The sequence below is a fragment of the Tahibacter sp. genome, assembly GCF_032229445.1.
In the GTDB taxonomy this organism is placed as follows: Bacteria; Pseudomonadota; Gammaproteobacteria; order Xanthomonadales; family Rhodanobacteraceae; genus Tahibacter.
In genome coordinates this window covers 23,690-45,998 of sequence record NZ_JAVTWC010000125.1, presented here as the reverse complement: position 1 = coordinate 45,998, position 22,309 = coordinate 23,690, and the positions used below count along the sequence as shown (strand labels likewise).

At 65.5% G+C, this 22,309-nt stretch carries 20 protein-coding genes; 6 read left to right on the top strand and 14 right to left on the bottom strand.

From position 1 onward, the window contains the following. Positions 1 to 96 precede the first annotated feature (96 nt). Both RUU78_RS23600 and RUU78_RS23595 read left to right on the top strand, forming a co-directional pair. Entirely contained in the window at positions 97 to 831 is a 735-nt protein-coding gene (locus tag RUU78_RS23600; RefSeq protein WP_313920218.1) for a CPBP family intramembrane glutamic endopeptidase, read from the top strand. Positions 832 to 996: 165 nt separating this feature from the next. Continuing rightward, positions 997 to 3,141 carry a VCBS repeat-containing protein gene (locus RUU78_RS23595; RefSeq protein ID WP_313920217.1) on the top strand — a complete coding sequence of 715 codons (2,145 nt, stop codon included), beginning with the start codon at positions 997 to 999 and terminating at the stop codon, positions 3,139 to 3,141. Positions 3,142 to 3,478: 337 nt separating this feature from the next. Here the strand turns inward: RUU78_RS23595 and RUU78_RS23590 are convergent, their stop codons facing one another. The 9 genes from RUU78_RS23590 to RUU78_RS23550 form a co-directional block, all read right to left on the bottom strand. Next, a complete protein-coding gene (locus tag RUU78_RS23590) occupies positions 3,479 to 5,020 on the bottom strand; it encodes an FG-GAP repeat protein (protein WP_313920216.1) in 1,542 nt (513 codons plus the stop codon). 207 nt (positions 5,021 to 5,227) lie between these two features. Then, on the bottom strand, positions 5,228 to 5,725 hold the full coding sequence (locus RUU78_RS23585) for a DUF4275 family protein (RefSeq protein WP_313920215.1): 498 nt from the start codon (positions 5,723 to 5,725) through the stop codon (positions 5,228 to 5,230). 99 nt (positions 5,726 to 5,824) lie between these two features. Next, complete coding sequence (locus RUU78_RS23580) at positions 5,825 to 6,223, bottom strand: hypothetical protein (RefSeq protein ID WP_313920214.1); 399 nt, start codon at positions 6,221 to 6,223, stop codon at positions 5,825 to 5,827. Positions 6,224 to 6,312: 89 nt separating this feature from the next. Next, on the bottom strand, positions 6,313 to 6,675 hold the full coding sequence (locus RUU78_RS23575) for a hypothetical protein (protein WP_313920213.1): 363 nt from the start codon (positions 6,673 to 6,675) through the stop codon (positions 6,313 to 6,315). A 70-nt stretch (positions 6,676 to 6,745) separates the two neighbouring features. Further along, positions 6,746 to 8,524 (bottom strand): acyl-CoA dehydrogenase family protein, encoded by a 1,779-nt coding sequence (locus RUU78_RS23570; protein ID WP_313920212.1) that lies wholly within the window; start codon positions 8,522 to 8,524, stop codon positions 6,746 to 6,748. Between the two features lie 284 nt (positions 8,525 to 8,808). Then, on the bottom strand, positions 8,809 to 10,803 hold the full coding sequence (locus RUU78_RS23565) for a matrixin family metalloprotease (RefSeq protein WP_313920211.1): 1,995 nt from the start codon (positions 10,801 to 10,803) through the stop codon (positions 8,809 to 8,811). 200 nt (positions 10,804 to 11,003) lie between these two features. Continuing rightward, entirely contained in the window at positions 11,004 to 11,627 is a 624-nt protein-coding gene (locus RUU78_RS23560; RefSeq protein ID WP_313920210.1) for a CDP-alcohol phosphatidyltransferase family protein, read from the bottom strand. A 109-nt stretch (positions 11,628 to 11,736) separates the two neighbouring features. Beyond that, on the bottom strand, positions 11,737 to 12,375 hold the full coding sequence (locus tag RUU78_RS23555; protein WP_313920209.1) for a rhomboid family intramembrane serine protease: 639 nt from the start codon (positions 12,373 to 12,375) through the stop codon (positions 11,737 to 11,739). A 40-nt stretch (positions 12,376 to 12,415) separates the two neighbouring features. Beyond that, positions 12,416 to 13,066, bottom strand: coding sequence for a rhomboid family intramembrane serine protease (locus tag RUU78_RS23550; RefSeq protein WP_313920208.1), 651 nt, complete (start codon positions 13,064 to 13,066; stop codon positions 12,416 to 12,418). 75 nt (positions 13,067 to 13,141) lie between these two features. Here RUU78_RS23550 and RUU78_RS23545 point away from each other — a divergent pair, with 75 nt between their 5' ends. Further along, a complete protein-coding gene (locus RUU78_RS23545) occupies positions 13,142 to 13,771 on the top strand; it encodes a 2OG-Fe(II) oxygenase (protein ID WP_313920207.1) in 630 nt (209 codons plus the stop codon). A gap of 59 nt (positions 13,772 to 13,830) precedes the next feature. Here RUU78_RS23545 and RUU78_RS23540 read toward each other — a convergent pair whose 3' ends face one another. Further along, a complete protein-coding gene (locus RUU78_RS23540; RefSeq protein WP_313920206.1) occupies positions 13,831 to 14,898 on the bottom strand; it encodes a M35 family metallo-endopeptidase in 1,068 nt (355 codons plus the stop codon). A 300-nt stretch (positions 14,899 to 15,198) separates the two neighbouring features. Here RUU78_RS23540 and aqpZ point away from each other — a divergent pair, with 300 nt between their 5' ends. Beyond that, on the top strand, positions 15,199 to 15,891 hold the full coding sequence (gene aqpZ / locus RUU78_RS23535) for an aquaporin Z (protein ID WP_313920205.1): 693 nt from the start codon (positions 15,199 to 15,201) through the stop codon (positions 15,889 to 15,891). A gap of 160 nt (positions 15,892 to 16,051) precedes the next feature. Here aqpZ and RUU78_RS23530 read toward each other — a convergent pair whose 3' ends face one another. The 3 genes from RUU78_RS23530 to RUU78_RS23520 all read right to left on the bottom strand — a co-directional run bounded on the left by RUU78_RS23530 (position 16,052) and on the right by RUU78_RS23520 (position 18,685). Beyond that, positions 16,052 to 17,038 carry a malate dehydrogenase gene (locus tag RUU78_RS23530; RefSeq protein WP_313920204.1) on the bottom strand — a complete coding sequence of 329 codons (987 nt, stop codon included), beginning with the start codon at positions 17,036 to 17,038 and terminating at the stop codon, positions 16,052 to 16,054. A 77-nt stretch (positions 17,039 to 17,115) separates the two neighbouring features. Next, the gene (locus tag RUU78_RS23525) at positions 17,116 to 17,484 is read right to left on the bottom strand and encodes a glutaredoxin domain-containing protein (RefSeq protein ID WP_313920203.1); all 369 of its coding nucleotides are present in this window, start codon (positions 17,482 to 17,484) and stop codon (positions 17,116 to 17,118) included. 4 nt (positions 17,485 to 17,488) lie between these two features. After that, the gene (locus tag RUU78_RS23520) at positions 17,489 to 18,685 is read right to left on the bottom strand and encodes an aminotransferase class I/II-fold pyridoxal phosphate-dependent enzyme (RefSeq protein ID WP_313920202.1); all 1,197 of its coding nucleotides are present in this window, start codon (positions 18,683 to 18,685) and stop codon (positions 17,489 to 17,491) included. A 153-nt stretch (positions 18,686 to 18,838) separates the two neighbouring features. Between RUU78_RS23520 and RUU78_RS23515 the strand changes: the two genes are divergently transcribed. Next, the gene (locus RUU78_RS23515; RefSeq protein WP_313920201.1) at positions 18,839 to 19,102 is read left to right on the top strand and encodes a GlsB/YeaQ/YmgE family stress response membrane protein; all 264 of its coding nucleotides are present in this window, start codon (positions 18,839 to 18,841) and stop codon (positions 19,100 to 19,102) included. A gap of 70 nt (positions 19,103 to 19,172) precedes the next feature. Here RUU78_RS23515 and RUU78_RS23510 read toward each other — a convergent pair whose 3' ends face one another. Next, entirely contained in the window at positions 19,173 to 19,700 is a 528-nt protein-coding gene (locus tag RUU78_RS23510; RefSeq protein ID WP_313920200.1) for a peptidylprolyl isomerase, read from the bottom strand. A 312-nt stretch (positions 19,701 to 20,012) separates the two neighbouring features. Between RUU78_RS23510 and RUU78_RS23505 the strand changes: the two genes are divergently transcribed. After that, positions 20,013 to 22,211, top strand: a complete 2,199-nt coding sequence (locus RUU78_RS23505) for a pilin (protein WP_313920199.1) — start codon at positions 20,013 to 20,015, stop codon at positions 22,209 to 22,211. The last annotated feature ends 98 nt before the right edge of the window (positions 22,212 to 22,309 follow it).

Genomic DNA, 22,309 nt, shown 5'->3' with positions numbered 1-22,309 from the left:
CTTGACGTGGCGGCGGGAAGGCCGCGGAACCTGTCGCTCCGAGGCCGTGGTTCGATTCTAATGGGCGTCGCCGTCCGGCCCGAGGGAGCGCACACGATGATCTCGACGCATGCCGATTTTCCCTACTATGCCGGCGAACCGGTGCAGTTGCAGGCGCGCCAGTGGCTCGTCGTACTCGGGGCTCTCGCGCTCGCCTTCGCGTTGCTGGTCTGGCCGCACACGCGGCTTGCGGGTCCGTGGGGCCTGCTGTTTCCGGCACTGCTTTTCTGTGCGGTCCCGCTCGTCGCGCTGGCGGCGGTCGCAGGTCGCGCGTGGACCGCGCTCTATCGCCGCGTGACGCTGCGCGATGCGCTGTGGATGCTCGGTATCGCCGTCGCCAATCTTGTGGTTTCGATGCTGGTGGGATGGACGTTGTCGGCCTGGCACCCCACCGCGCCGAATCCCGCCTTTGCGACGCTGGCCGCATCGGACATCAGCGCGCGCGTCATCGCTTTCGCGGCCATGGTTCCGCAGCTCGCCGGCGAGGAGCTGTTCACGATACTGCCGTTCCTCGCGTGCCTGTGGTTGCTGCATACACGCTGGGCGGTCCCGCGCAAGACCGCGGTGATCGCCGCGTGGATCCTCTCGGCGGTTCCGTTTGCACTGGTCCATCTGCCGACCTACAACTGGAATGTTCTCCAATGCCTGCTTGTGATCGGCAGTGCGAGGCTGGTCCTGAGTCTCGCTTATCTGGCCACACGCAACCTCTGGGTATCCACGGGCGCGCATATCCTCAACGACTGGGCACTGTTCGGGTTCGGGCTACTCGCACAGGCCGCGCGTTCCGCATGAGTCCGCCGCGCGCTTTGCCCGCATCCCGTTCCATTCGCCGCGAATCTGTCCGCTTTCGCAGGTGCAGGCAAGCCGGACACAAATTTTAGTGTTTTACCGTCAGGCTGCTATCGTGCGCCCGACGGCGCCGCCGGTTGGGGCCGCGGTATTCAAGGATCAGAAACCATGCACCGATCTGCACGCTTCCTGCTGTGTCTCAGCGGCCTTGCCGCCATCGCCCCTGTGTCGGCTTCGACCGACCTCACCGTGCTGCGCAGTGGCGTCGGCATCACCGGCTTGCCGGTGCAACTGTCGGGCAACCTCGATTCCAACAGCAATGGCCGCGGCGAACTGCTGGTCGCCGGACACTGGCACTTCAGCATCGTCGAGGAAGACGCCAGTCCGCGCGGCTATCGCGAAGTTGCGCGCGTCGATGCGCCTCCGTTCAAGCGGTTCGAAGGGGCACTGCTCGTCGATGTTCCCGGCGCCGCGCCGGCCGTGCTGGTGAAGTGGAGTGATCGGCTTGAATTGCGTGACACCGCGACATGGGGCATCAAGGCCTCCATCGACCAGTGGTACGGCAATCCCCAGCTCGGCGATGTCGACGGCGACGGCCTGCCCGAGATCGTCGCGAGTCGCGGCGGCACGGTGGAGTTGCTCGATCCCGCCACGCTCGCCTCACGCGGCAGCGTGGCCATGTTCGTCGACTATTTTGTTCTTGCGGATATCGTGGGCGATGCACGCGCCGAAATCGTCTCCAGCGACGGGCTCGCCTACAGCGTGACGCGCACCGACAGGACATTGTCGGCGGCGCAGATCTGGAACTCGGGCCTGGCCGGCACATGGATTCCCTATGCCGTCACCGTGGACGCCCAGACGGCCATCGTCCTGCACGATCATTTCGGTTTCAGCGCACAGCTCGCGACATTCCGGCCGACGCCGGCGCTGCGTAACCTGGTCCCCGCAGACGGCCCGTCGTTCCAGCCACGCTTCGCCGATGTGAACGGCGACGGACGAGTCGATCTCCTCGCGTCGACCAGCTCGGTCGTGCGCGCGCTCGACATCACGTCCGGCGCAACGCTGTGGGAGCGGGATACGATCTACCAGCTTCCCTACCTCGGAGCGGTGTATTCGCCGGTCACGGCGGATCTCGACGGCGACGGCACCACCGAGATGGCCTGGGGCGACGCGTCCTACGACGGAGGCCTCGTCGCGGTATCGGTGCCGCCGACCGGTAGCGCACGCTGGCGTGCCGACAGGATGCAATCCGCCGTTGTCGACTGGACGCTGCTGCGGCGGACCGACGGATCTACGGCGATTGCCTATCTGACGTCTGCTACGTATGCGGAGCCGCGGCTCGGCACACTCGGCTTTCTCGACAGTGTGACGCTGGCTGACCAGGGCGGCTCGAGCCCGACGTGGATTCCCGGCTACACCGGCCTCGGACCGACTATGCGGCAACGCGCGCTCACCGCGTTGCCGCAGGACGGCCAGGCTGATGCCGTTGTCGTGGTCGGCACCGAAATGCCCCTGTTCAGCGGCACGCCGCTGGCGCGCTGGCTGTGGACCTTCGATGCCCGCGGTGCGCTGCAGTCGGCACGCACGTTGCCATCAATCCTCGATCCGCAGCGCATCGCCGCGGCTCAGGTACTCGACCGCCCCGAGCGGCAGCTGGTCATCGCTGGCTGGCTGCCGCCGCCGACGTCCGGCCCTCTGGTGCGGACAGCGCATGTCGAGGTGATCGACCATGCGACAGGCGATGTATTGTGGCAATCCGCGCCACTGCCGGCGCAAAGCGCACTGCTGACCCAGCTCGACATCGCGGACCTGAATGCCGACGGCAAGCGCGACATCATCGTCACCAACGGCCCGAACGTGACCGTGTTCACGCCCGCCACCGGGATCAGCCCTGTCGCGAACTTCACTGCGGGAGCGTTCGCCGTGCTCGGGCGCGGCCCCGGCCGCAACGCCAAGTTCGCGACGCTGCGCAACACCGCCAACGATGCCTTTGTCGACTTCTACGATGGCATCGCCGCCGTCCCCGAAAAGACCTTCGTACTCCCCGACGAGACGTCCGGCATCGCGCTGTTCGCGCAGCAGCCCGAAGATAAGCTGATGTTCGCCACGACTGACTACAGCGCGCTCAGCGTACGGCGCTACGACGACGGTACCGTCGTCGCCGAATCGCGTCCCCAGACTGGCTCCATCAAAGCGAAGCTCACGGCCATCGACATCGACGGCGACCAGCGCATCGAGATCATCGGCACGCAGCAGGGCTTCACGGCCTGGCGCATGGGCAACGACCACATTTTCCGCAACGGCTTCGAATGAGGCTGACGCGGCGCATGGGCTTGCTCGACGGCGGCTGGGCGAGAGGCGGGCCGTGCATCTCCCGGGTATCGGGAACGACAGCGCCAAAACCTTATGGAGTGACAGTCACTTTATAAGGCTTCCAGAGAAAACTTATAAAGCGCAGTGCACTTCATAAGGTTTCGACCAATCGGAGGAGAGCGCAGACCTCGCTGGCTTTCCGCGTCCACGTACTCGGTCATGTGCAGCTCCGCTGCGACGATGCGCAGCAGCCTGCGCGGCACGAGGATCACTCGGCGAAAGGAAATGGCGTTCCACGCGGGCGCCGATCAGCAGCCGCTGCATTGACCGGCGCACATCATTGGAATCCATCGCGAAAAATGAACCCGCTCTGGTAGATCACCTGTATGCCGCCCGCGTTCGCGTCCGGTCCGTCGTCGCGATCCGGCACACCGACCACGAGGTCAGACAGTCCGTCATCGTTGAAGTCGCCGATCGCGAACGAGGTGCCGAAGCCGCTGTTGGCCTGTGGCGCGCCGACGCCGAGGCGGTTGCTCGCGATCCAGCGTTCCGCCGTCGCGGCATTGAAGGTGCCGAGCAGGCTCGTGGTGTGCACGACCCAGACGGCACCGGCCATGGGCAAGCCGTTGACGGGTTCGCGCTGCGAGGCGATTGCCAGGCTGTAGCGGCCGCTGCGCAGGCGTCCGACCTCGACCTGCGTGGCGAACTGGCCGTTCACCGTCGGTACCCCGCCAGGAAGGTCGGCCAGCGTGAACAGACGGTTGTTCTGGGTATCGAGGCCACTGGACCCGCCGTAGACCAGGTGAGCGGCACCGGCGCCATTCACACCGCCCACATCGCTGAGCGACGCGCCAATCACGAGGCCGTCGTAGCCGAGGGCATTGAACGGCCCGGCAGCCAGCGCCGCACCAAAATTGTCGGATTCGGCGCAGGTGCCGAGCAGGCCGTCGGTGCCGGGCTGGAAATTGCGGGCATTCGTGGTGACCAGGCCCAGCGAAGGATTTCCGTAGAACACGCCGACCGCACCGATGCTACCGGTCAGGCCGCCACAGCGCACATTCGGCGCGCCGACGGCGAGATCGTCCTCGCCGTCGCCGTTGAAATCACCGGCGGCCAGCGCGGTGCCGAACTGGAACGGACCGGCGCCGTCGACGACGGCAAGGCCTGCGTCCAGGCCGGTCAGAATACGGTCGTTGGTGCCGGTCAGACCGGAGGCCGAACCGTAGACCACATGCGCCACCCCGCCACCGGTCGACGGCGCAGGCGCGTCGGCGACTTCGCCGCGCGCGCCGATCGCCAGATCGTCCCTGCCGTCGCCGTTGAAATCACCGACGGCAAGGGCATAGCCATACCCGTCGCCGGTCTCGTCGATGCCGACATAGCTGCCGAGGCCCTGACGTATCGTCTGCCGGACCGACCAAGTCCCCGTGTCGCCGCGCTGCATGATCGTGACGTGCCCGCCCTCGGAAATGCCAGCGGCGCCGTTGCGGTTGCCGAGCGCGAGTTCGTCGTCGCCATCGCCATCGAAATCGCCGGCGACGACGGCATTGCTGAATTCCGGTGTATCCACCGTCGCCCACGTGAACGGAAACAGCGGATGCGTGCCGACCGTGAATGCCGTGCCGTAGTAGATGCGCACGCGCGTGGCGCGGCTCAGTTCGACGACCGCGATGTCGTCGACGCCATCGCCGTCGAAATCGCCGACGGCCTGGCGAAAACCGAAATAGCTGTCGAGCGCATCGGCGTAGGGGTTGGCGCGGAACGCGTTGTCTTCGGTGGAAAGGGCGGACTGGGCGTGTGCGGGTACGGCGAGCACACTACCGAGTGCGACAGACAGTGCGGATGCCAGGATCGGAAATACATAGCCGCGTGCGTGCATCGATGATTCTCCTTGAGCGTGCCGATCACCACGCGATAGGGAGATTGCGCGGGCCAACTGCGCAAGCGGATGCGGAAGCGCGTTGGATGGCTGCTGGCGCACATGCCGCAGACTCAACGAAGACGCGAAGCCGATGCGATGCCAACCTGTTCGCTTCGCCTGCGCAGCGGCGTTTAGTTTTCGCGCCGCCGCGAGCGGCCGCGGCAGTCAGTGCATGCTCAGGCCGCGGTTCCCGTCAGCCCTTCGAACGGGCTCCGCCGCTTCGCGCTCTTTCTCCACGCGAGCAAGGTTCGCCGCAGTGAGACGCGCGTAATCCGGATGGCGCGCAAAGTACGGACCCAACCATCCGGCCTCGTGCGTGAACGCCATGGTCCAGGCGAAATTCGCGGGGAATACGAGGTAGTCCCACATCAGCTTGTCGGCTGGACGTTCGCTGATGACGAACGCGACGTCGCGCTCGTTGGACACAACGGTGTATTCGTGCACGACCTGCTTGTCGTACTCCGCCAGCGCGGCCACGCCGGACAGGCTGGGATAGCGTGCACCGCTAAAGACGTGCCACAGGAAGTCCTTCGTATTCACGCCGCGTCGGTTCTTGCCGAACACGTCCAGCCATTGCGCCGCCAGGGCGGCGGCTTCGGACTTTGTATACGTGCGGAGAATGTCGGATTCCGCACCGGCATCGGTTTGATGAGAGGATTTCATGGAAGTGGGGAGTCTTCGGCAATGACGTCGATGGATCGGATGCAGGGTCTATAGGGATGTATAGGCGATGGACGCCAACTCGAACTCGAACCGTCAAAGCTACTGGTCTTGCGCGCGCACGACGTCGTCGCGCCCACTCCAGAAGTCGTTCAAACCGTTCCACCAGCGCAGACCTTCCGGCCCCAGATGCGCAGCGAAGTATGCCGGGTCGATGCCGGCGTTTCCCCAGACATTCTGGATGCCTTCGAGCACGCCGATCGTCGCGAACTCCCTGACCCACGGCGAACCCTCGACGTGGAAGCGCTCGATCGCTGCAGCGATTGCGGGAAACGTCGATGCGCGACCAGCCTGATGCAAATCGAGCAGATGACGCGCGAAATCACCAGCCGCGATGTAGAGGAGGTCATTGCCGTGCTCGCGGCGATGCTGTTCCCACGCTGGGCCGAACGATGGACAGGCATCGACCAGGCGGAACATGGCTTCGGACATTTCGATCATGGCGATGCTGTCAATGCCCTGTTCGGATGCGAAGGCGAGTCACCACTGCGCGCAGCCCGCTCAGCGCGAAAGCTGGCGTGCGGATTCCATCATCCCGTATGCCATTGCGCCAGACAATGCGGACACTGGCGCGCGCGCGCGGTACGCAGCGGCTTGCCGCAGTGAGGGCACGGCGGACCGGGGAAAAGGGTGCCTGGACGCCCCGCGTGGATAACCCATATCTTCGCCCAGCGCCCGGAACATCCCGTCGCAGCCCTCAGCTCCGCCATGGCCAGTTCGCGCCTATGCTCCAGACACAGGCGGCGGATGCGATGACGATCGACATCCGACAGCGCCGAGAACTCGGGGATGTACGTATTGCATCGGGGGCAGTACAAGCCGCGACGCGGGAAGCCTTCGCCAAATACGGCGATTTCTTCGGGCGTGTACGGTGGGCCGATGTCCTGGGTCATGCATCGCAATCCGAAGTGTCTTCAGTGTGTGGCCGGCGATTCGCTCGCACGCTGATCGGACGTGCGCATCTCATATAACGTCCCAGCCCACCACGCCCTTGTCGAGAATGCTCCCCGCCAGCGCCTCGATCGCCTTGTCCTCGTTGATCGTCATCCCGCGCACATTGCGCATCAGCCTGCGCCGCGCCTGCCGCGTGAATACTTCGGCAATCGTGATAGCACTCTGCTGCTCGGGATGCGCTTCTCTCACGAGGCTGTCGGCGCGCGAGAGCACGCACAGCCCGACGAACAGGTCGATGGCCATGTCGGCGATGCGTTTCTGCGCGTGCTGCTGGTCGGCGATGGCCTTGCCATACTGGCGCAGCAGGGTGTCGGCGCCCTTGGACAGTTCGACGACGTATTTCTCGTAGGTCGCCGCGGCTTTGCGCAACGTGGGGTGCAGTTCGCGCAGGATCTTGTCGGTGCGGTAGCCAGTGGTTTCGCTGGCTTTTCTGCGGACGTAGGTGCTGAGCACGCCGAAGCCCTTGATTGGATCGTTGAAGATGTTACCGACCGCGGATTTGAGTTCGCTCAGCGTGGTGCCGACGTCCTTGAGGCCGGACAGCGCGATGTAGAGGCGCAGGATTTCGTTGGTGCCTTCGAAGATCGACAGGATGCGCGTATCGCGCGTGACCTGCTCGTACGGAAATTCGCGCATGAAACCGTTGCCGCCGGCGATCTGCAGCGCTTCGTAGCTCGCGCGTTGCACGGCTTCGCTGGCGAAGACCTTGCTGATCGCCGCCTCGACCGAATAGTCGGTGCAGCCCGAATCGATGTAATGCGCCACCATCCACACGGCGCTTTCGGCGGCGAAACAGTCGATGGTCATCTGCGCGATCTTTTCGCGGACCAGGCCGAATTCGGCGATCGGGCGGCCGAACTGCTTGCGGTCCTTGGCCTGCGCGCAGGCGAGCCGGATCAGCGTCTTCATGCCGCCGACGGCGCCGCCGCCCAGGCCCGTGCGGCCGTTGTTCAAGATGGCCATGGCGACCTTGAAGCCCTTGCCGACGTCGCCGAGCACGTTGTCCGCGGCGACGTGCACGTCGCTGAACGCGACGGTCGTCGTGCTCGACGCGCGGATGCCCATCTTGTCTTCGTGCGGGCCGTGGCTGACGCCGGGCTGCTTGGCCTCGACAATGAAGGCGGTCATTTTGCCTTCGGGCGTGTCGGTCTTCGCAAAGACGGTATAGAAATCCGCAATGCCGCCGTTGGTGATCCAGATCTTCTCACCGCTGAGTATCCAGCTGCCGTCGTCGTTGCGCGTGGCCTTGGTGCGCACAGACGCCGCATCGGAACCTGCGCCGGATTCGGTCAGGCAGAACGCGGCGATCATTTCGCCGCTGGCCAGCGCGGGCAGGTATTTCGCCTTCTGCGCGTCGGTGCCGAACAACAGCAGGCCTTTCATGCCGATGGAACTGTGCGCGCCGATGGTCAGCGAGACGGAGGAATCGTGCGCGCTGGTCTGCGACAGCACGCGCGCATAGGCCGCGTTCGACAGGCCCAGGCCGCCGAACTCCTCGGGGATGATCAGGCCGAACAGGCCCATGTCGCGCAGTGCCTGGATGAACTCGGGCGGCTGCTCAGCCTCGCGGTCGTAGTGCTTGAGATCGGCGTGTTTCGGCGCTAGGAAATCATCGAGTGCATCGATCATCGCGCCGAGGACTTCGCGGTCCTTGTCGCGCATTTTCGGGTACGGAAACAGGTTTTCCTCGACGATTTCGCCGAAGAACAGGTTCTTCGCGACGCTGACGTCGCGGCGCAAGGTGTCAGGATTCGCCGCGACGGCGGCATGCGTGACGGGGGTTTCCATGGCAGCTCCGGACGCGGGGTCGATGAGCCAGTGTGGAACCCCTGCGCGCGACGGCGCAAGAAAAATAGTGGATTGCTCGCTTGAGCACGATGTGATTGCTCTGCATGGTGCAGTGCGGCAGGCGCGGGTCGGCGCGATGGCGCCGCGAGCGGTGGATCCTGACCGCAAACGCACACGCCGGTTTCGCGCAGTGCGGGGTTGAGGTTGTCGCCACGGTAGAGCGCGTCGCCCCGCTCGGAACGAGGGGCGACGCGTCTATCCGGTAACGTGCCGCGAACCCGGTGCTACGGCTGGAATCCGTTGACGAAGATACGGTCGTTGTCGAGGCGGTAGGTCATCTGGAAATTGCCGGTATCGGCACGGGTGTTTCCGCGCACGACGATGGTGACGGTCTGGTTGGCGGAACTGCTCCAGGTCAGATCAGACTGGGTGCCGCAGCCGTTGTCGTTGCTGAGGCTGCCGAAGCTGCCCTGCACGGTGATCACGCTGTCGAGTGCGGAAAGTGTACAGGTGGAGAACCGGTACATGATGCCCGCCTGGGCCACGACGCTGTACTTCCATTCGCCGCTCGGACCGATCCGGCCGATCGGCGTGGTCTGCACGATCGTGGTCGGGACCAGCGTGGTGATGACGTTGTTGATGACGACCGGCTGGTCCTGCGCGCCCCACGCCGAGTTGTTGCTCGGCGCGGCGTCGGAACCGCCGCTGCCGGCGAGGAAAATCACCGGAAAGTAGCTGCCCGTCGGGATAGTCGACGCGATCAGATAGCTGCCGAGATTGACCTGCTGCAAGGCGTTCGGGTAGGTCGCGACCGTGGCCGTATAGGTGCTTCGGCCCGCATACGCGACGTTGGCATACGCCAGGCGCGTGCCGCTGAGGTAGACGTCGATGACCGGATTGACCAGGGTGGTCGTGCCGAGGTTCTGCAGCAGTGCTGCGCCCGTGAACGTGAGGTTCTGGCCGTGCGTGAAGCTGGCCGCGGACGGGACGACGGGCAGATAGATCGGATTGCCGCTCGCGGCGTCGTCGACGGTGCGATACATGGACAGGCTGCCGTCGTGCAGCGAGATGCCCGGATAGACGGAGCGGATGCCGGCGGTGTCGTCGGCGTGCAGGTTCGGGTCGCGCACCCATTTCGGGCCGTAGTTCATGGTCGAGGGCCAGAACACGTTCTGCGTTTCCCACGGGTGCTGCAGCCCCCAGGCGTGCCCCAGCTCATGCAGCATGGTCTGGCGGAAACTCCAGTCGGGCGTGGTCGCATCGGTGCCCTGCGCGTCGTCGAGCGTCCACAGGAAAGCGGGATTCAGGGCGACGTCGGACTCGAGGATGTTGCCGCTGCCGACCCAGCGCGAGTAGGTGATGCCCAGCGTCGTCGCACCCCACGGTGCGCCGAACTGCGCAAGCATGTCGGCGTCGCTGGGAAAGCCGGCGACGTCGTAGCGGTCGTTGTTCCAGGCCCAGGTACCGGTCGGTGCCGACACGCGGAAGATGTCGCCGTAGCGATTCCACTCGGACATCATGTTCTGGTCCGACGGCGACCAGATCCACGCCAGCGGCAGCGGATTGAACAGGATCGTCGGTGCGGGCGCGCGCTGGACGAGATAGTCGGGAACGAACGGCGAGAGCGGTTCGCTGAAGCCCTCGATCTGGACGGTCGCGCCGTCGCTGCGCAGAGGCGCGGGCGGCGGTGCCGGGGGGTTCGCTTCAAGCGGCCGGTAGGCGGTTGGCGCCGTCGGAGTGTCATCGCGACGGTAGACGCTGGCCGGATAGGCAACGCCGTGGTGCGCGGGACGCAGCGCCGCATCGTCGACGACCGTGCTGCTCTGCACGCGGGTGCGGAAATCGGCAAGATCCCCGCCACCCCGCAACTGTGCAGTAGAACGGTCGACCTCGATCGCACCGGCTGCGCCGTAGCGCATGGACGAGAACACGGCGTTGTCCTGCGCGTTGAGGATCAGCAGGTAGCGCGTACCGGCACGGAGCACGGGCAGATCGCTGAGCTGGTGGGTTTCCTCGCCGACGGTGCCACCGCCCTGGGTCAGCACGAAACGGTCTTCGAAACGGCCGCGCAAGGTTTCCACGCGACGGAAGGTGTAGTCGGTGACGATCAGCGTGCCCTGCACGTTCCAGCGCGACTGTGCGGCGATAAGGTCGGCGACGACGATGCGCGGCGCGGAAGCGAGCTGGTCCGGCGATTCGGGCGCGAGCTGGCTGGCGTGTCCTGGCGCAGTCGCGAGGATGCCGGCGAACATGGCGCAGCAAACGAGTTTTCCTACCATCGTGACTTACTCCCCTGTAGGTCGCGGCATGCCGCGGTGTCGACTGCAGTGTCTGCAAGTCGCATTCTGGGGATGAAAGTGTCCCGTCGCAGCAGTTCCTCTCACTCGAGTCGCGGCTGTAACACGATGTAACGAATGCATCGGCGAACGGTAGAGCTCGGTCGCACGCGCGCGGAAGTCATGGATGAAGCGGGGTCGCGCTAAAGCTTGGGAATATGCAGCGTCTTGCTGATCATCAGCGAGCCGGACACGGCGAAGATCGCGGCGAGCGGATGCAACGTCCACGGCCCGATGTCGACGGCGCCGAGCCACAGGGCCTCGCCGATGCTGCCCTGCCAGGCGGCGACCGCGAGCACGATGACTAGCAGCAGGCTGGTGGGTATCGGGGTGCCTTCGAAGTATTTGACCTTGCCGCGATCGTTGGAGGACAGCGCCTCGGCGGTGATGTTGTAGCGTGCAAGGCGACTGACGCCGCAACAGACGAAGTAGCCGAGGATCAGGCAGTCCCACATGCCGCGCATGCCGGAGGCGTAACCGATCGCGGCGGGCGCGACGCCGAATGAGATCACGTCAGCCAGCGAATCCAGCTCGCGGCCCAGCGCCGACTGCTGCTGGCGCCAGCGTGCAATGCGGCCGTCGAGCACGTCGAACACGAACGCGGCGGGAATGAACGCCGCTGCGAGCAGCAGGCTGATGCGGCTTCCCGGCACGATGCTGGCCATGGCGGCGAAGACGGCGGCCATGCCACAGGCCGCATTGGCGAGCGTGAACCAGTCGGCCAGGTGAAACCCGCGAATCATGGAAAAGTGGTTTTTTTCACTCATGACGTGGGACTTCCTTGATCGGTGAATGCCGGTCCCGGTAGCGACCGCTTCGGGCGGCGATGCTACAACGGACCTCGTCGGCTGCGGGTGATGGCAAGGCGTCGCAGGCCTACGGCTCGAGCCACTGCCGCGGCTTGAACGGCAGGCGACCGCGCCAGTACAGCACCAGCAGCCAGCCGCCGGCCATGCCGCCCAGATGCGCGAAGTGCGCGACGCCGGCACGCGTGCCGAGCACACCGTGGAGCAGCGCGCTCGCGCCGAGGATCCAGGCCAGGGTACGCACGGAGACGGGCACGCCCGGCAGCACCAGCAGCTTCCGATCCGGATACAGCGATGCCGCCGCGGCGAGCAATCCGTAGATCGCGCCAGACGCGCCGATGGTCGGCGCGGGAGGGCCATCGCCGAGGCCCAGCAGCAGTTGCGACGCGCCTGCGGCCACGAGGCAGAAGAAAAAGTAGAACCCGAACGCGCGCATGCCCATGCAGCGCTCGAGCAGCGGTCCGAACATTGCGAGGCCGAACAGATTCAGCAGCAGATGCAGAACGTCGGCATGCAGAAAGCCGTAGCTCAGCAACTGGTGGGGCTCGAAGCCGGCGACGATGCGGCGGTCGCCGATCAGGCCGATCAGGTGCTCGCCCGGCGGCCACAGCGCGAAGCGCAGCAGCGGCCGGTCGCCCAGGAACTGCTGCGCCGCGAACAACACGACGTTGGCGATGGCCAGCCAGACCGTGAACAGCGGCGCGTTCATGGGCGCGCGGCAATGGCCGGTGTGTGCGCGGACGCCGCGCTCAAGGCGTCAACCGGTTGCGCGGCTTCCACGGCAGCTTGCCGCGCCAGTACTGCAGCAGCACGAAGCCCCCGAGCATGCCGCCGAGATGGGCGAAATGGGCCACGCCGGCCATGGTGCCGGTGACACCGAAGAACAGCTCGGCCGCGCCGTACAGCGTGACGAATAGCCACGCAGGCATGGGAATCGGAATCGGGAACAGGATCAGCTTCTCGCGCGGGAACAGCAGCGCGAACGCGAGCAGCACGCCGAACACGCCGCCGGACGCGCCGACCGTCGGATAGAAGCCGCCGGTGAAATATTCGATCGTGACGAGTTGCGCCAGCGCCGCGCCGATCACGCAGACGAAGTAATAGATCAGGAAATGACGCGAACCGAGCGCGCTCTCGATCGCGCCGCCGAGCATGTACAGCGCAAGCATGTTCATGAACAGGTGCGGCAGGCCGGAATGCAGGAAGCCATACGTCACGAGCTGCCAGAGCTGGAAACCGACCGTGACGATGCTGCCGTCGGGCGCCCGGCCGGTCTGCTCGCCGAAGGGCCACAACGCGAAGTCGAGCGTGAGGGTGTCGCCGAGCATCATCTGCAGCAGATAGATGGCGACGTTCGCGATCAGCAGGCCGCGGATGACGGGCGGTATCTGGTTGAGCATGCGCAATCCTGTCGCGCCGTCACGACGGCGGGTATTGTTGGGGGCCGCCGGATTGCCGGTACGACACGAATGCGCATGATGCCGCAAACCGATGCTCCGGACACGACGGCCGACGCGCTGCGCACGCGCGGTTGGCAGGTCATGCCGGGGTTCCTCTCCAACGCCGCCGTCGACGCCCTGGCGGCCGAATGCCGCGCGCTGGACGCCGCTGCGGCACTGACCGCCGCGACAACGGGCCGCGGCGGCGATCGGGCTGCATCGACCCTGCGCGGCGACCGGACGCGCTGGTTCGAGGGCGACGCGCTGAGCCCGGCGCAGCAGGTGTATTGGGACGCGATGCAGACCGTGCGGGCGGGGCTCAACCGGCGCCTGCTACTGGGCATGCAGGCGCTGGAAGCGCACTACGCGCTCTACCCCGCCGGCGCCGGCTACGCGCGCCACCGTGACCGCTTCCGCGACAGCGATGCGCGGGTGCTGTCGTCGGTCGTCTATCTCAACGGCGACTGGCAGGCCGACGACGGCGGCGCGCTGCGCCTGCATCTGCTGGACGGTCCGATCGACGTGCCGCCGGTCGGGGGCACGCTGGTGCTGTTTCTTTCCGAGGAGATCGAACACGAAGTGCTGCCGGCACGGCGCGAGCGGCTGAGCATCGCGGGATGGTTCCGTCGGCGGGAGATCGCGGGCGCGGATCTCGCGAATAGCTAGGCGTTCAAAAGACAGGGCCGGAAATCCGGCCCTGTGGTGTTGCACGCTTTGCCTACTGATCAGTTGCGCGCCGGCGTGTTCTCGGCGAAATACTCGTGGCTGTCGGCGTTGTCCACGGCACGCGCCGGATTGCTGCCGGCAAGGCTGTGCGCGGCGCTCTGGCCGTAGGCCCAGTCGTCGGTGCCGCCCATGACGGTGAAGTGGCTGACCTCGTGCACGATGGTGCCGGCCTTGGAATCCGTGCCGGTATTCGGTGCCGACCAGAACGCATTGCACAAATAGATCTTGTACGGCTGGTTCGGATACACGTAGGCGTAGTAGCTGTCAGTGCAGCTGCAGTCGAACGTGAACGGCTGCGACGACAGCGCGCTGTAGATGTTGTTGAAGTGCGTGCGCACCGTCGAGTAGCGCGAGCTGTTGTAGGTGCCGAACCACCAGGTATAGCGACTGCCTTGCGTGCCGGCAGTCAGGTAGTTCTTCGAATTGTTCGCGTAGCTCGTCGCCGACGTGCGTGCCGTCGTGATCTGGTTCTTGCGCGTCGTGCTGCAGCCGACATAGCTGGTGGTCGCCGCGAGAATGCCGACGCTGGCTTTATCCACCTCGTCGAGCGCATCGGGCGCGGCATCGGCGAATACGCTGACGCTGTCGCCGCCGCTGCGATCGAACTCGATCACGCCGGACTGCACGCCGCCGCGCGCGGCTTCGGAGGCCGCACGGATGACCTGTTCCGCGTCGCGGTCGTAGCGCACCGTGTACTGTCCGCCCTTGCGCATATCGTAGTACGCGCTGAGGTCGACTTCGACGCTGATGCTCTGGCCCGGCGCTAGCTCGAGGTAGTCCTTGTCGGTCGGCGCGGGACGCTTGACCAGACGCCCGGTATAGGCGACGGGCTGGCCGTTCTGCGTGACCGAAAACAGATCGTTGTCGACGCCGTCGACGGGCGTCTGCCAGCGCAGCACCTGCACCGGCGCGGCGGTGGTATTGCTCAGGCTATAGACGATCTTGCCGCTGCCGAAGTCCTTTGGTCCGGCCTGACCGAGCCGCAGCTCCACTCCGGCCGCCGCGGCCGCCGATATTCCTCCCATCCCCAACACAAGCACGGCAAAACCTGCATACAGTTTCTGCATGACGTGTTCCTCGGTGTGATGTAGGCACTGCCCCCCAGCAGTGAGCGCCGCAGACGCGGCGCCGTCGGGCAGCGTATGCGCTTGTCGCGAGATCGGCAATGCCGACCTGCATTGCGTCGCAACATGAGCGACGCGGGCGCCCAATTGATACAAATTGACTTTCAGTCATGCGCACGGCGTGCTAACAATGGCCGAGTCCGCCCTGCTGCGCGCAGGAGGAATACGCTCAGGCCGGCGAAGGGGACGATGCGCAGGCCTGGGTCCGAACCGGCATCGTCCTGACGATGGGGAGAAGCACGCATGAGCATGGGCAAGCGTCTCGGCGCGGAGTTTCTGGGTACGTTCTGGCTGGTTCTCGGCGGTTGCGGCAGTGCGGTGCTCGCAGCAGCGTTTCCGTCGCTGGGCATCGGTTTCGCCGGCGTGTCGCTCGCATTCGGCCTGACGGTGCTGACGATGGCGTATGCGGTCGGCCATGTCTCGGGCGGGCATTTCAATCCGGCGGTATCGCTGGGTCTTTTCGTCGGCGGGCGCTTCGCCGCCAAGGACCTGCCAGGCTACGTCATCGCGCAAGTGCTCGGCGGCATCGCGGCCGGCGGCGTTCTCTATCTGATCGCAACGGGAAAGGCCGGGTTCGATATCGGCGGCTTCGCCTCGAACGGCTATGCCGAGCATTCACCCGGCGGCTATTCGCTGCAGGCGGCGCTGATCTGCGAAGTGGTGCTGACCGCGTTCTTCCTGATCGTCATCCTTGGCAGCACCGATGGCCGCGCCCCGGCCGGCTTCGCGCCGATCTCGATCGGCCTGTGCCTGACCCTGATCCACCTGATCAGCATCCCGGTGACCAACACCTCGGTGAACCCGGCACGCAGCACCGGCGTCGCGGTGTTCGCCGGCGGCTGGGCGGTGGAGCAGCTGTGGCTGTTCTGGCTCGCACCGCTGGTCGGCGCGGTGATCGGCGGGGTGATCTACAAGTTCGTGCTGGCGAAGGACTGAGGGCGAGCAACGAGGGGAAAGACGTTTGGAAACAGTGGATGCAGAAGGAGCACGCGTCGCCGCGATGCTCATTTCTGCCGGTCCGAATAGTTTCTGAATAAAAAAGGCGGCAAAAGCCGCCTTTTTTATTTTCGGCAGCACGCGACGATCACGCCGCGACTTACTTCTTCGCGAACAAGTGCTCCACACCGGCGCGCTCTTCACGCAGTTCCTTCTCGGTCGCGTCCATGCGCGCACGCGAGAAGTCATTGATGGCCAGGCCCTGCACGATGGCGAACTTGCCGTCCTTGCAGGTGCAGGGATAGCCGTAGATCACGCCCGGCTCGATGCCGTAGCTGCCGTCGGAAGGGATGCCCATCGAGACCCAGTCGCCCTCGGCGGTACCCAGCGCCCAATTGCGCATGTGGTCGATCGCGGCCGATGCGGCGGAAGCGGCCGACGACGCGCCGCGCGCCTTGATGATGGCGGCGCCGCGCTGTTGTACGGTCGGGATGAAGGTGCCTTCGTACCAGGCCTGGTCGATCTGCTCCAGCGCCGGCTTGCCCTTGACCGAGGCGTGATGCACGTCGGGATACTGGGTCGAGCTGTGGTTGCCCCAGATCGTGACGTTGGTGATGTCGGTGTTGAGCGCAGCGGTCTTTTCGGCGAGCTGGCTTATCGCGCGGTTGTGATCCAGACGCACCATCGCGGTGAAGCAGTTCGGATCGAGGTCCGGCGCGTTGGATTGCGCGATCAGCGCATTGGTATTGGCCGGATTGCCGACGACGAGCACCTTGACGTCGCGCTTGGCGTGGTCGTTGATGGCCTTGCCCTGCGGGGCGAAGATCGCGCCATTGGCTTCGAGCAGGTCCTTGCGCTCCATGCCGGGGCCGCGCGGGCGCGCGCCCACGAGCAGGGCATAGTCGACGTCTTTGAACGCGACGTTGACGTCGTCGGTCGCGACCACGCCGTGCAGCGTCGGGAACGCGCAGTCGTTGAGTTCCATCACCACGCCCTGCAACGCAGGCAGCGCCGGCGTGATCTCGAGCAGATGCAGGATGACCGGCTGGTCCGGACCGAGCATGTCGCCGGCGGCGATACGGAACAGCAGCGCGTAGCCGATCTGGCCGGCAGCACCAGTAACGGCGACTCGAACGGGGGCTTTCATGGGCAACTCCTGAGCTCTGTGGCGGGTCACGCCCGCCGTTCACGGGGAAGCGGGCTGCGCCCGCTTCCGACAAAGGGTTATTTCAGTTGCACGGCGTGGCCGCGATCGGCCAGCAATTCGCCGAGGCGCGCGGTGTTGTAGCCGTGCACGACCTCCTGGCCGATCACGGTCACCGGCACGCCGCGGCCGCCGAGCGCCGCGAAGGCGTCCTGCCCCGCACCGCCGTCTTCGACATCCAGCTCGGTATAGGGAACCCGCGCCGCTTCCAGCCCCGCCTTCAGGCGCTGGCAGTACCCGCACCATTCCGCACCGAGCATCACGATGCCGTTCTGCCCGGTGTGCTGGCGCGGGTCGGCGCGGGCGATCTCACGACTCTTCTGCCAGACCAGCCCGGCCAGCAGCACGGCTGCGGTGATCGCAAGCAGCTTGAGCGGGCTGAGGCTCATGCGCTCACTTCAACTCGGTGAAGAATTCGGCGAAGCGCTTGAGGCCGTCGGCCAGTTGCGGCGTCGGGCAGGTGTAGGAGATGCGCAGCCCCTTGGGTTCGCCGAAGGCGGAACCGGGCACGCAGGCCACGCCTTTGCTTTCCAGCAGCACGTTGCAGAAATCCACGTCGTTATCGATCTTCGTGCCGTTGTGGCTTTTGCCGAACGCGCACGAAATGTCGGGGAACACATAGAAAGCGCCCTGCGGCCGCGGGCATTTCACGCCGGGGATTGCATCGAGCATGGCCAGCACCTGGTCGCGCTTGGCCTGGAATTCCGCGTTCTTCTGCGTGGGCACATCCTGCGGGCCGGTCAGCGCGGCGACTGCCGCAGCGGTGACCATCTCCGGGATGTTGGTGATGTGGTTGGAGTTCATCGTGACCATGGCCTGGGCCACGATCTCGGGGCCGGCGATGAAGCCGACGCGCCAGCCCGGCATGCCGTAGGTCTTGGAGATGGAGTCCACATGGATCACGCGGTCGCGCAGTTCCGGACGCGCATTGACGAAGTTGTGATAGCCGATGCCGTCGAACACCATGCGATTGTAGATGTCGTCGCAGATGATCCAGACGTCCGGATGCTTGACCAGCACGTCGGCCAGCGCGGCGATTTCGTCCTTGGTATAGACCATGCCCGTGGGATTGGACGGGTTGTTGAACAGGAAGACGTTCGTGCCGGGCAGCGCCGCGTCGAGTTGCGCCGGCGTCATCTTGTAGTTCTGCTCCGCAGGACAGGGCAGCAGTTTCGTCTGCGCGCCGACGATATCGGCGATGTCGACGTAGGTGGTCCAGTACGGCACCGCGAAGGCGATGGTGTCGCCAGGATTCAGCAGCGCTTCGGCGAGGTTGTACAGCACGTGCTTCGCGCCGATGCCGGTCGCGACATTCTTGCGCGTGTAGCCGGTGAGGCCGACTTCTTCGAGGTGGTGCAGGTATGCGTCGAGCAGCGCATCGGAACCGCGGTTGGAGCCGTACTGCCCCGAATCTTTTGCCAGTGCCTCGCGCACCGCGGCGTAGACGTGTTCGCCGGGCAGGAAATTCGGCACCCCGATCGAAAAGCTGACGATATCGCGGCCGGCGGCCTTGAGTTGCTTGGCTTTATCGGCGACGGCCATGATGGCACTGGGCTTGGCGCGCCCCATGCGCTCGGCTAACTTGAGCATGCTTTTTCTCGCGGGAAACCAGAGGAAAAATCAGGGGAAAAATCGGCGCGAAATGCTAGCACAGTGCGCCGCGGCTTCCTGTCCGACTTTTGGCCATAAGCGCGGCGCGGTACAGTGCGCGGGCGTCAAACCCTGACCACGGAGGAAGTGCACATGATGTACTGGATTGGGATGTTCATCGCCGGATTGATCATCGGTCTGATCGCCAAACTGCTGATGCCGGGCAAGGATCCGGGCGGATTTTTCGTCACTGGCCTGATCGGCGTCGCCGGCATGTTCGTCGGCGGATTCCTCAGCAGCATGATCTTCGGCACGCCGCAGACCGGCTTCCAGCCCTCGGGTTACATCGGCGGCATCATCGGCGCGCTGATCCTGCTGTTCGTCTACCGCATGGCGACCAAATCGCGCGCATCGTAAGCGCGCTGCAGCATCGGCCGCCTGTCGGCGGAAACGACGGCGGGGCCACAATGGCCCCGCCATTTTTCGTTTACTTGGCCTTGAAGCCGGCCGCATCGAGCTTCGCATTCCAGTCGTCGACACGCGCCTGCTGCGACGCGAGCAGCGCGGTGGCGTCGCCGATGATGCGGATGGAGCCGATCTTGTCGCCGCCGCGTACGGCGTCGACGAGCTTCTGGTCGTCGGCATCGATCACTTCGCCGAACACCGTGTGCTTGCCGTCGAGCCAGTTGGTCGGCACATGCGTGATGAAGAACTGGCTGCCGTTGGTACCCGGACCCGCATTGGCCATGGACAGGATGCCGGGCTTGCTGTGCTTGAGGTCCGGACGGCACTCGTCCTCGAACTTGTAGCCCGGGCCGCCCATGCCGCTGCCGTGCGGGCAACCGCCCTGGACCATGAAGTCCGGGATCACGCGGTGGAAGCTCAGTTCGTCGTAATAGCCGCGCTGCGCCAGATTCACGAAGTTCGCCACGGTCAGCGGCGCCTTGTCGGCGTGCAGGCGCACCTTGATGGTGCCGCGGCCAGTGGCGATGTGGGCGATCAGTTCGTTGCTCATGCGGTACTCCTCAAAGTGGGTCGCGAATGATAGCCCGGCACCTGTGCTGCGATCCGCAAGCACGTCGAAGAATTCCGGCGTCTTTCGCCGCCATCCTGCGTTGCTGCTCGTCGCCGCACTATTAGCAGGACTTCTCGCAACGCCTTGTCTTGCAAAGACATTCATCCGTAATCACGTTTTCAACGTATTTGCGGAACGCAACACTACTGGACAGAATTGCCGGGCGGAGACAGCGGACCCGTCGGTTACCATGCCGGTCCGGCCGCGCCACCCAGTTGGGGCCGCCCTCCCCCTTTGCCAAGGATGAAACCCATGTCCGTGATCCGACATTCAGTGCTCGTGGCCGCGATCGTCGCCGCGCTCGCCCTTACTGCCTGCACCAAGGAGCCGGCGACACCGACCGCGCTGAAGCTCGACGGCGCGGCCGCGCAACGCGCCGCTGCCGCGATTGCTGGCCCGGCCTGGCTGCGCGAACGTCTGCCCGAACACACCGTGGCCTATTTGCGCATTCCGTCGCCCTGGGGGCTCGCCGCCGCACCGAATGGCCGCGCGCTGGACGCGGCGCTCGCGAGCGAGGCGCATACCCGACTCATCGCCGAACTGCGCGCCGGTATTGCGAAGGATCCGCTGCTGGTGCAGGCCGGCGCGGCGCCGGCGCTGGCGCTGCTGCTGGACGACCTGACCGGGCCGGTCGAAATCGCTGTCGTCGACGGCAGCGACATCGCGAACCCGGCCAGCAATGTGCTGCTGTCCGCACCGCTGAAGTTCGCCGACGTGGCGGCGCTCAATGCGCGCCTGGTCGAACTCAAGGCGCCACTGCTGCCCGAGCCGCTCTCGGCCGACGGCAAGGGCAAGCTCACCGGCAATGGTTTCGTACGATTCGACGCTGCGTCACAGCGCCTGTATTGCCTGTTCGGCATGGCGGCTTCGGCACCGGCGCTGGATCTGATGATCCAGCAGACCACGCAGACCCGCGCCCACCCCATGCACGCCACCGAAAAGGACATCGACAGCTCAGGCCAGGGGCTCTTCTACTGGATGAGCCTCAAGGGTGTCACCGGCATGGCCTCGGCACAGATCGCCGCAGCCAAGCCCGGCACTGCGTTGCGCGACTTCCTCGACAAGGGGCAAAGCATCGCCGGGGGCTGGGGCACGGTAGGTGCCCGCGGCAAACTGCAGGTCCAGCTCGTGGCGCCGGAGGCGCGCCTGCTTTCCTACTTCGCGCCGACGGACTTCAAGGCCGCGGTGAAAACGGCCGGCCGACCGGAGTGGGCACTGACCATGGCGCTGCCGACGGCAGCGCAGATTGCGACGATCGAGTCGAATCTCGACGCGGATTTCGGCCCCGGCACCCGCGATACGTACGCCAAGGGCAAGGAAAAAATGCAGGCCGAGCTTGGGGTCGACCTCGTCGAACTGCTCGGCATGCTAGGCGGCAGCGTGGTCGCGTTCGAGGACGAGGCCGGCCTGTATTCAGCCATCCACATGCCGGATCGCACGGCGTTCTACGCGAAGCTCGACGTCCTGCTGGCCAAACTCAAAGGCACACGCGAAACCGTCACTTCGGGCAAGGCAACCGTGCACCACCTGTACCTGCCCGGCTTCAATCTGACCAAGCCGAAACAGGACGGCGAGGAGAAAACCGCTGCCGACGCCTGGCTGCAGCTGTACGCGCGCGTCGGCAGCCACATGTACTGGGTCGAGGAAGGCGACTACCTCGTGTTCGCCGAAGTACCGCAGGCGCTGGCAGATCGGGCCGACGCGAAACTCGACGGGCAACTCGATACGTGGCTGCGGCAGAACCAGTCCTACGATCCGAATGCGACGGTGCTCGGCATCACCGGCAAGACCCGTCACGCCCAGCGCAAGGTCTACTACGCTTACCTCGGCGCACTGCAGGCCACGGCCGATGCGCTGGGGCAGAAGGCCAGTATTTCCGCCCTGCCGCATGCGGCAGGACTGAAGCTGCCGGTGGAAGGCGCGACCGGTCTGACGCTCGATGCGACGAAGGACCGTGTCGGCATCAGCCTGACCTATGAGCAGAATCCGGCCGAGGTGCTGTTCGGCAGCGGCGGTCTCGCGGCGGTGGCGACCGCCGGCATCGTCGCAGCGGTCGCGCTTCCGGCCTACCAGGACTATGTCGCCCGCTCGCAGGCCACCCAGGTGCTCGGCGACGCGGCGCAGATCGAGACGGCGGTCGCCGAGCATTATCTGGCCAGCGGCGACGTACCGGCCGGCGACGAGGATCTGGATCTGGCCGAATTCGGCCCCTCGCTGAAGTTCCTCAGTGGGCACTACGTGGACAACGGGGCCGTCGTGCTGCAGTTCGGCGACGAGGTCGTCACGTCGCTGGCCGGCACTACGCTGGTGCTCAGGCCGTATGAACTCAATGGCAGTGTCGTCTGGCAATGCGGTGACGGCGCGGTCGACCCGGAGGCCCGGCTCCTGAGCAATACCGAGGAGACGACGAGCGCGCCGGCCAAGCTACTGCCAAGCCACTGCCGGCCGTAGCGACACCGGGGCTGTCCAGGCGCTGCCGCCGACCTGTCGTGCGGCGGCGGCGCCTGGCGCGCGCCGGAGCCCGAGCGTCCCGACCCGGCACCGCCGCG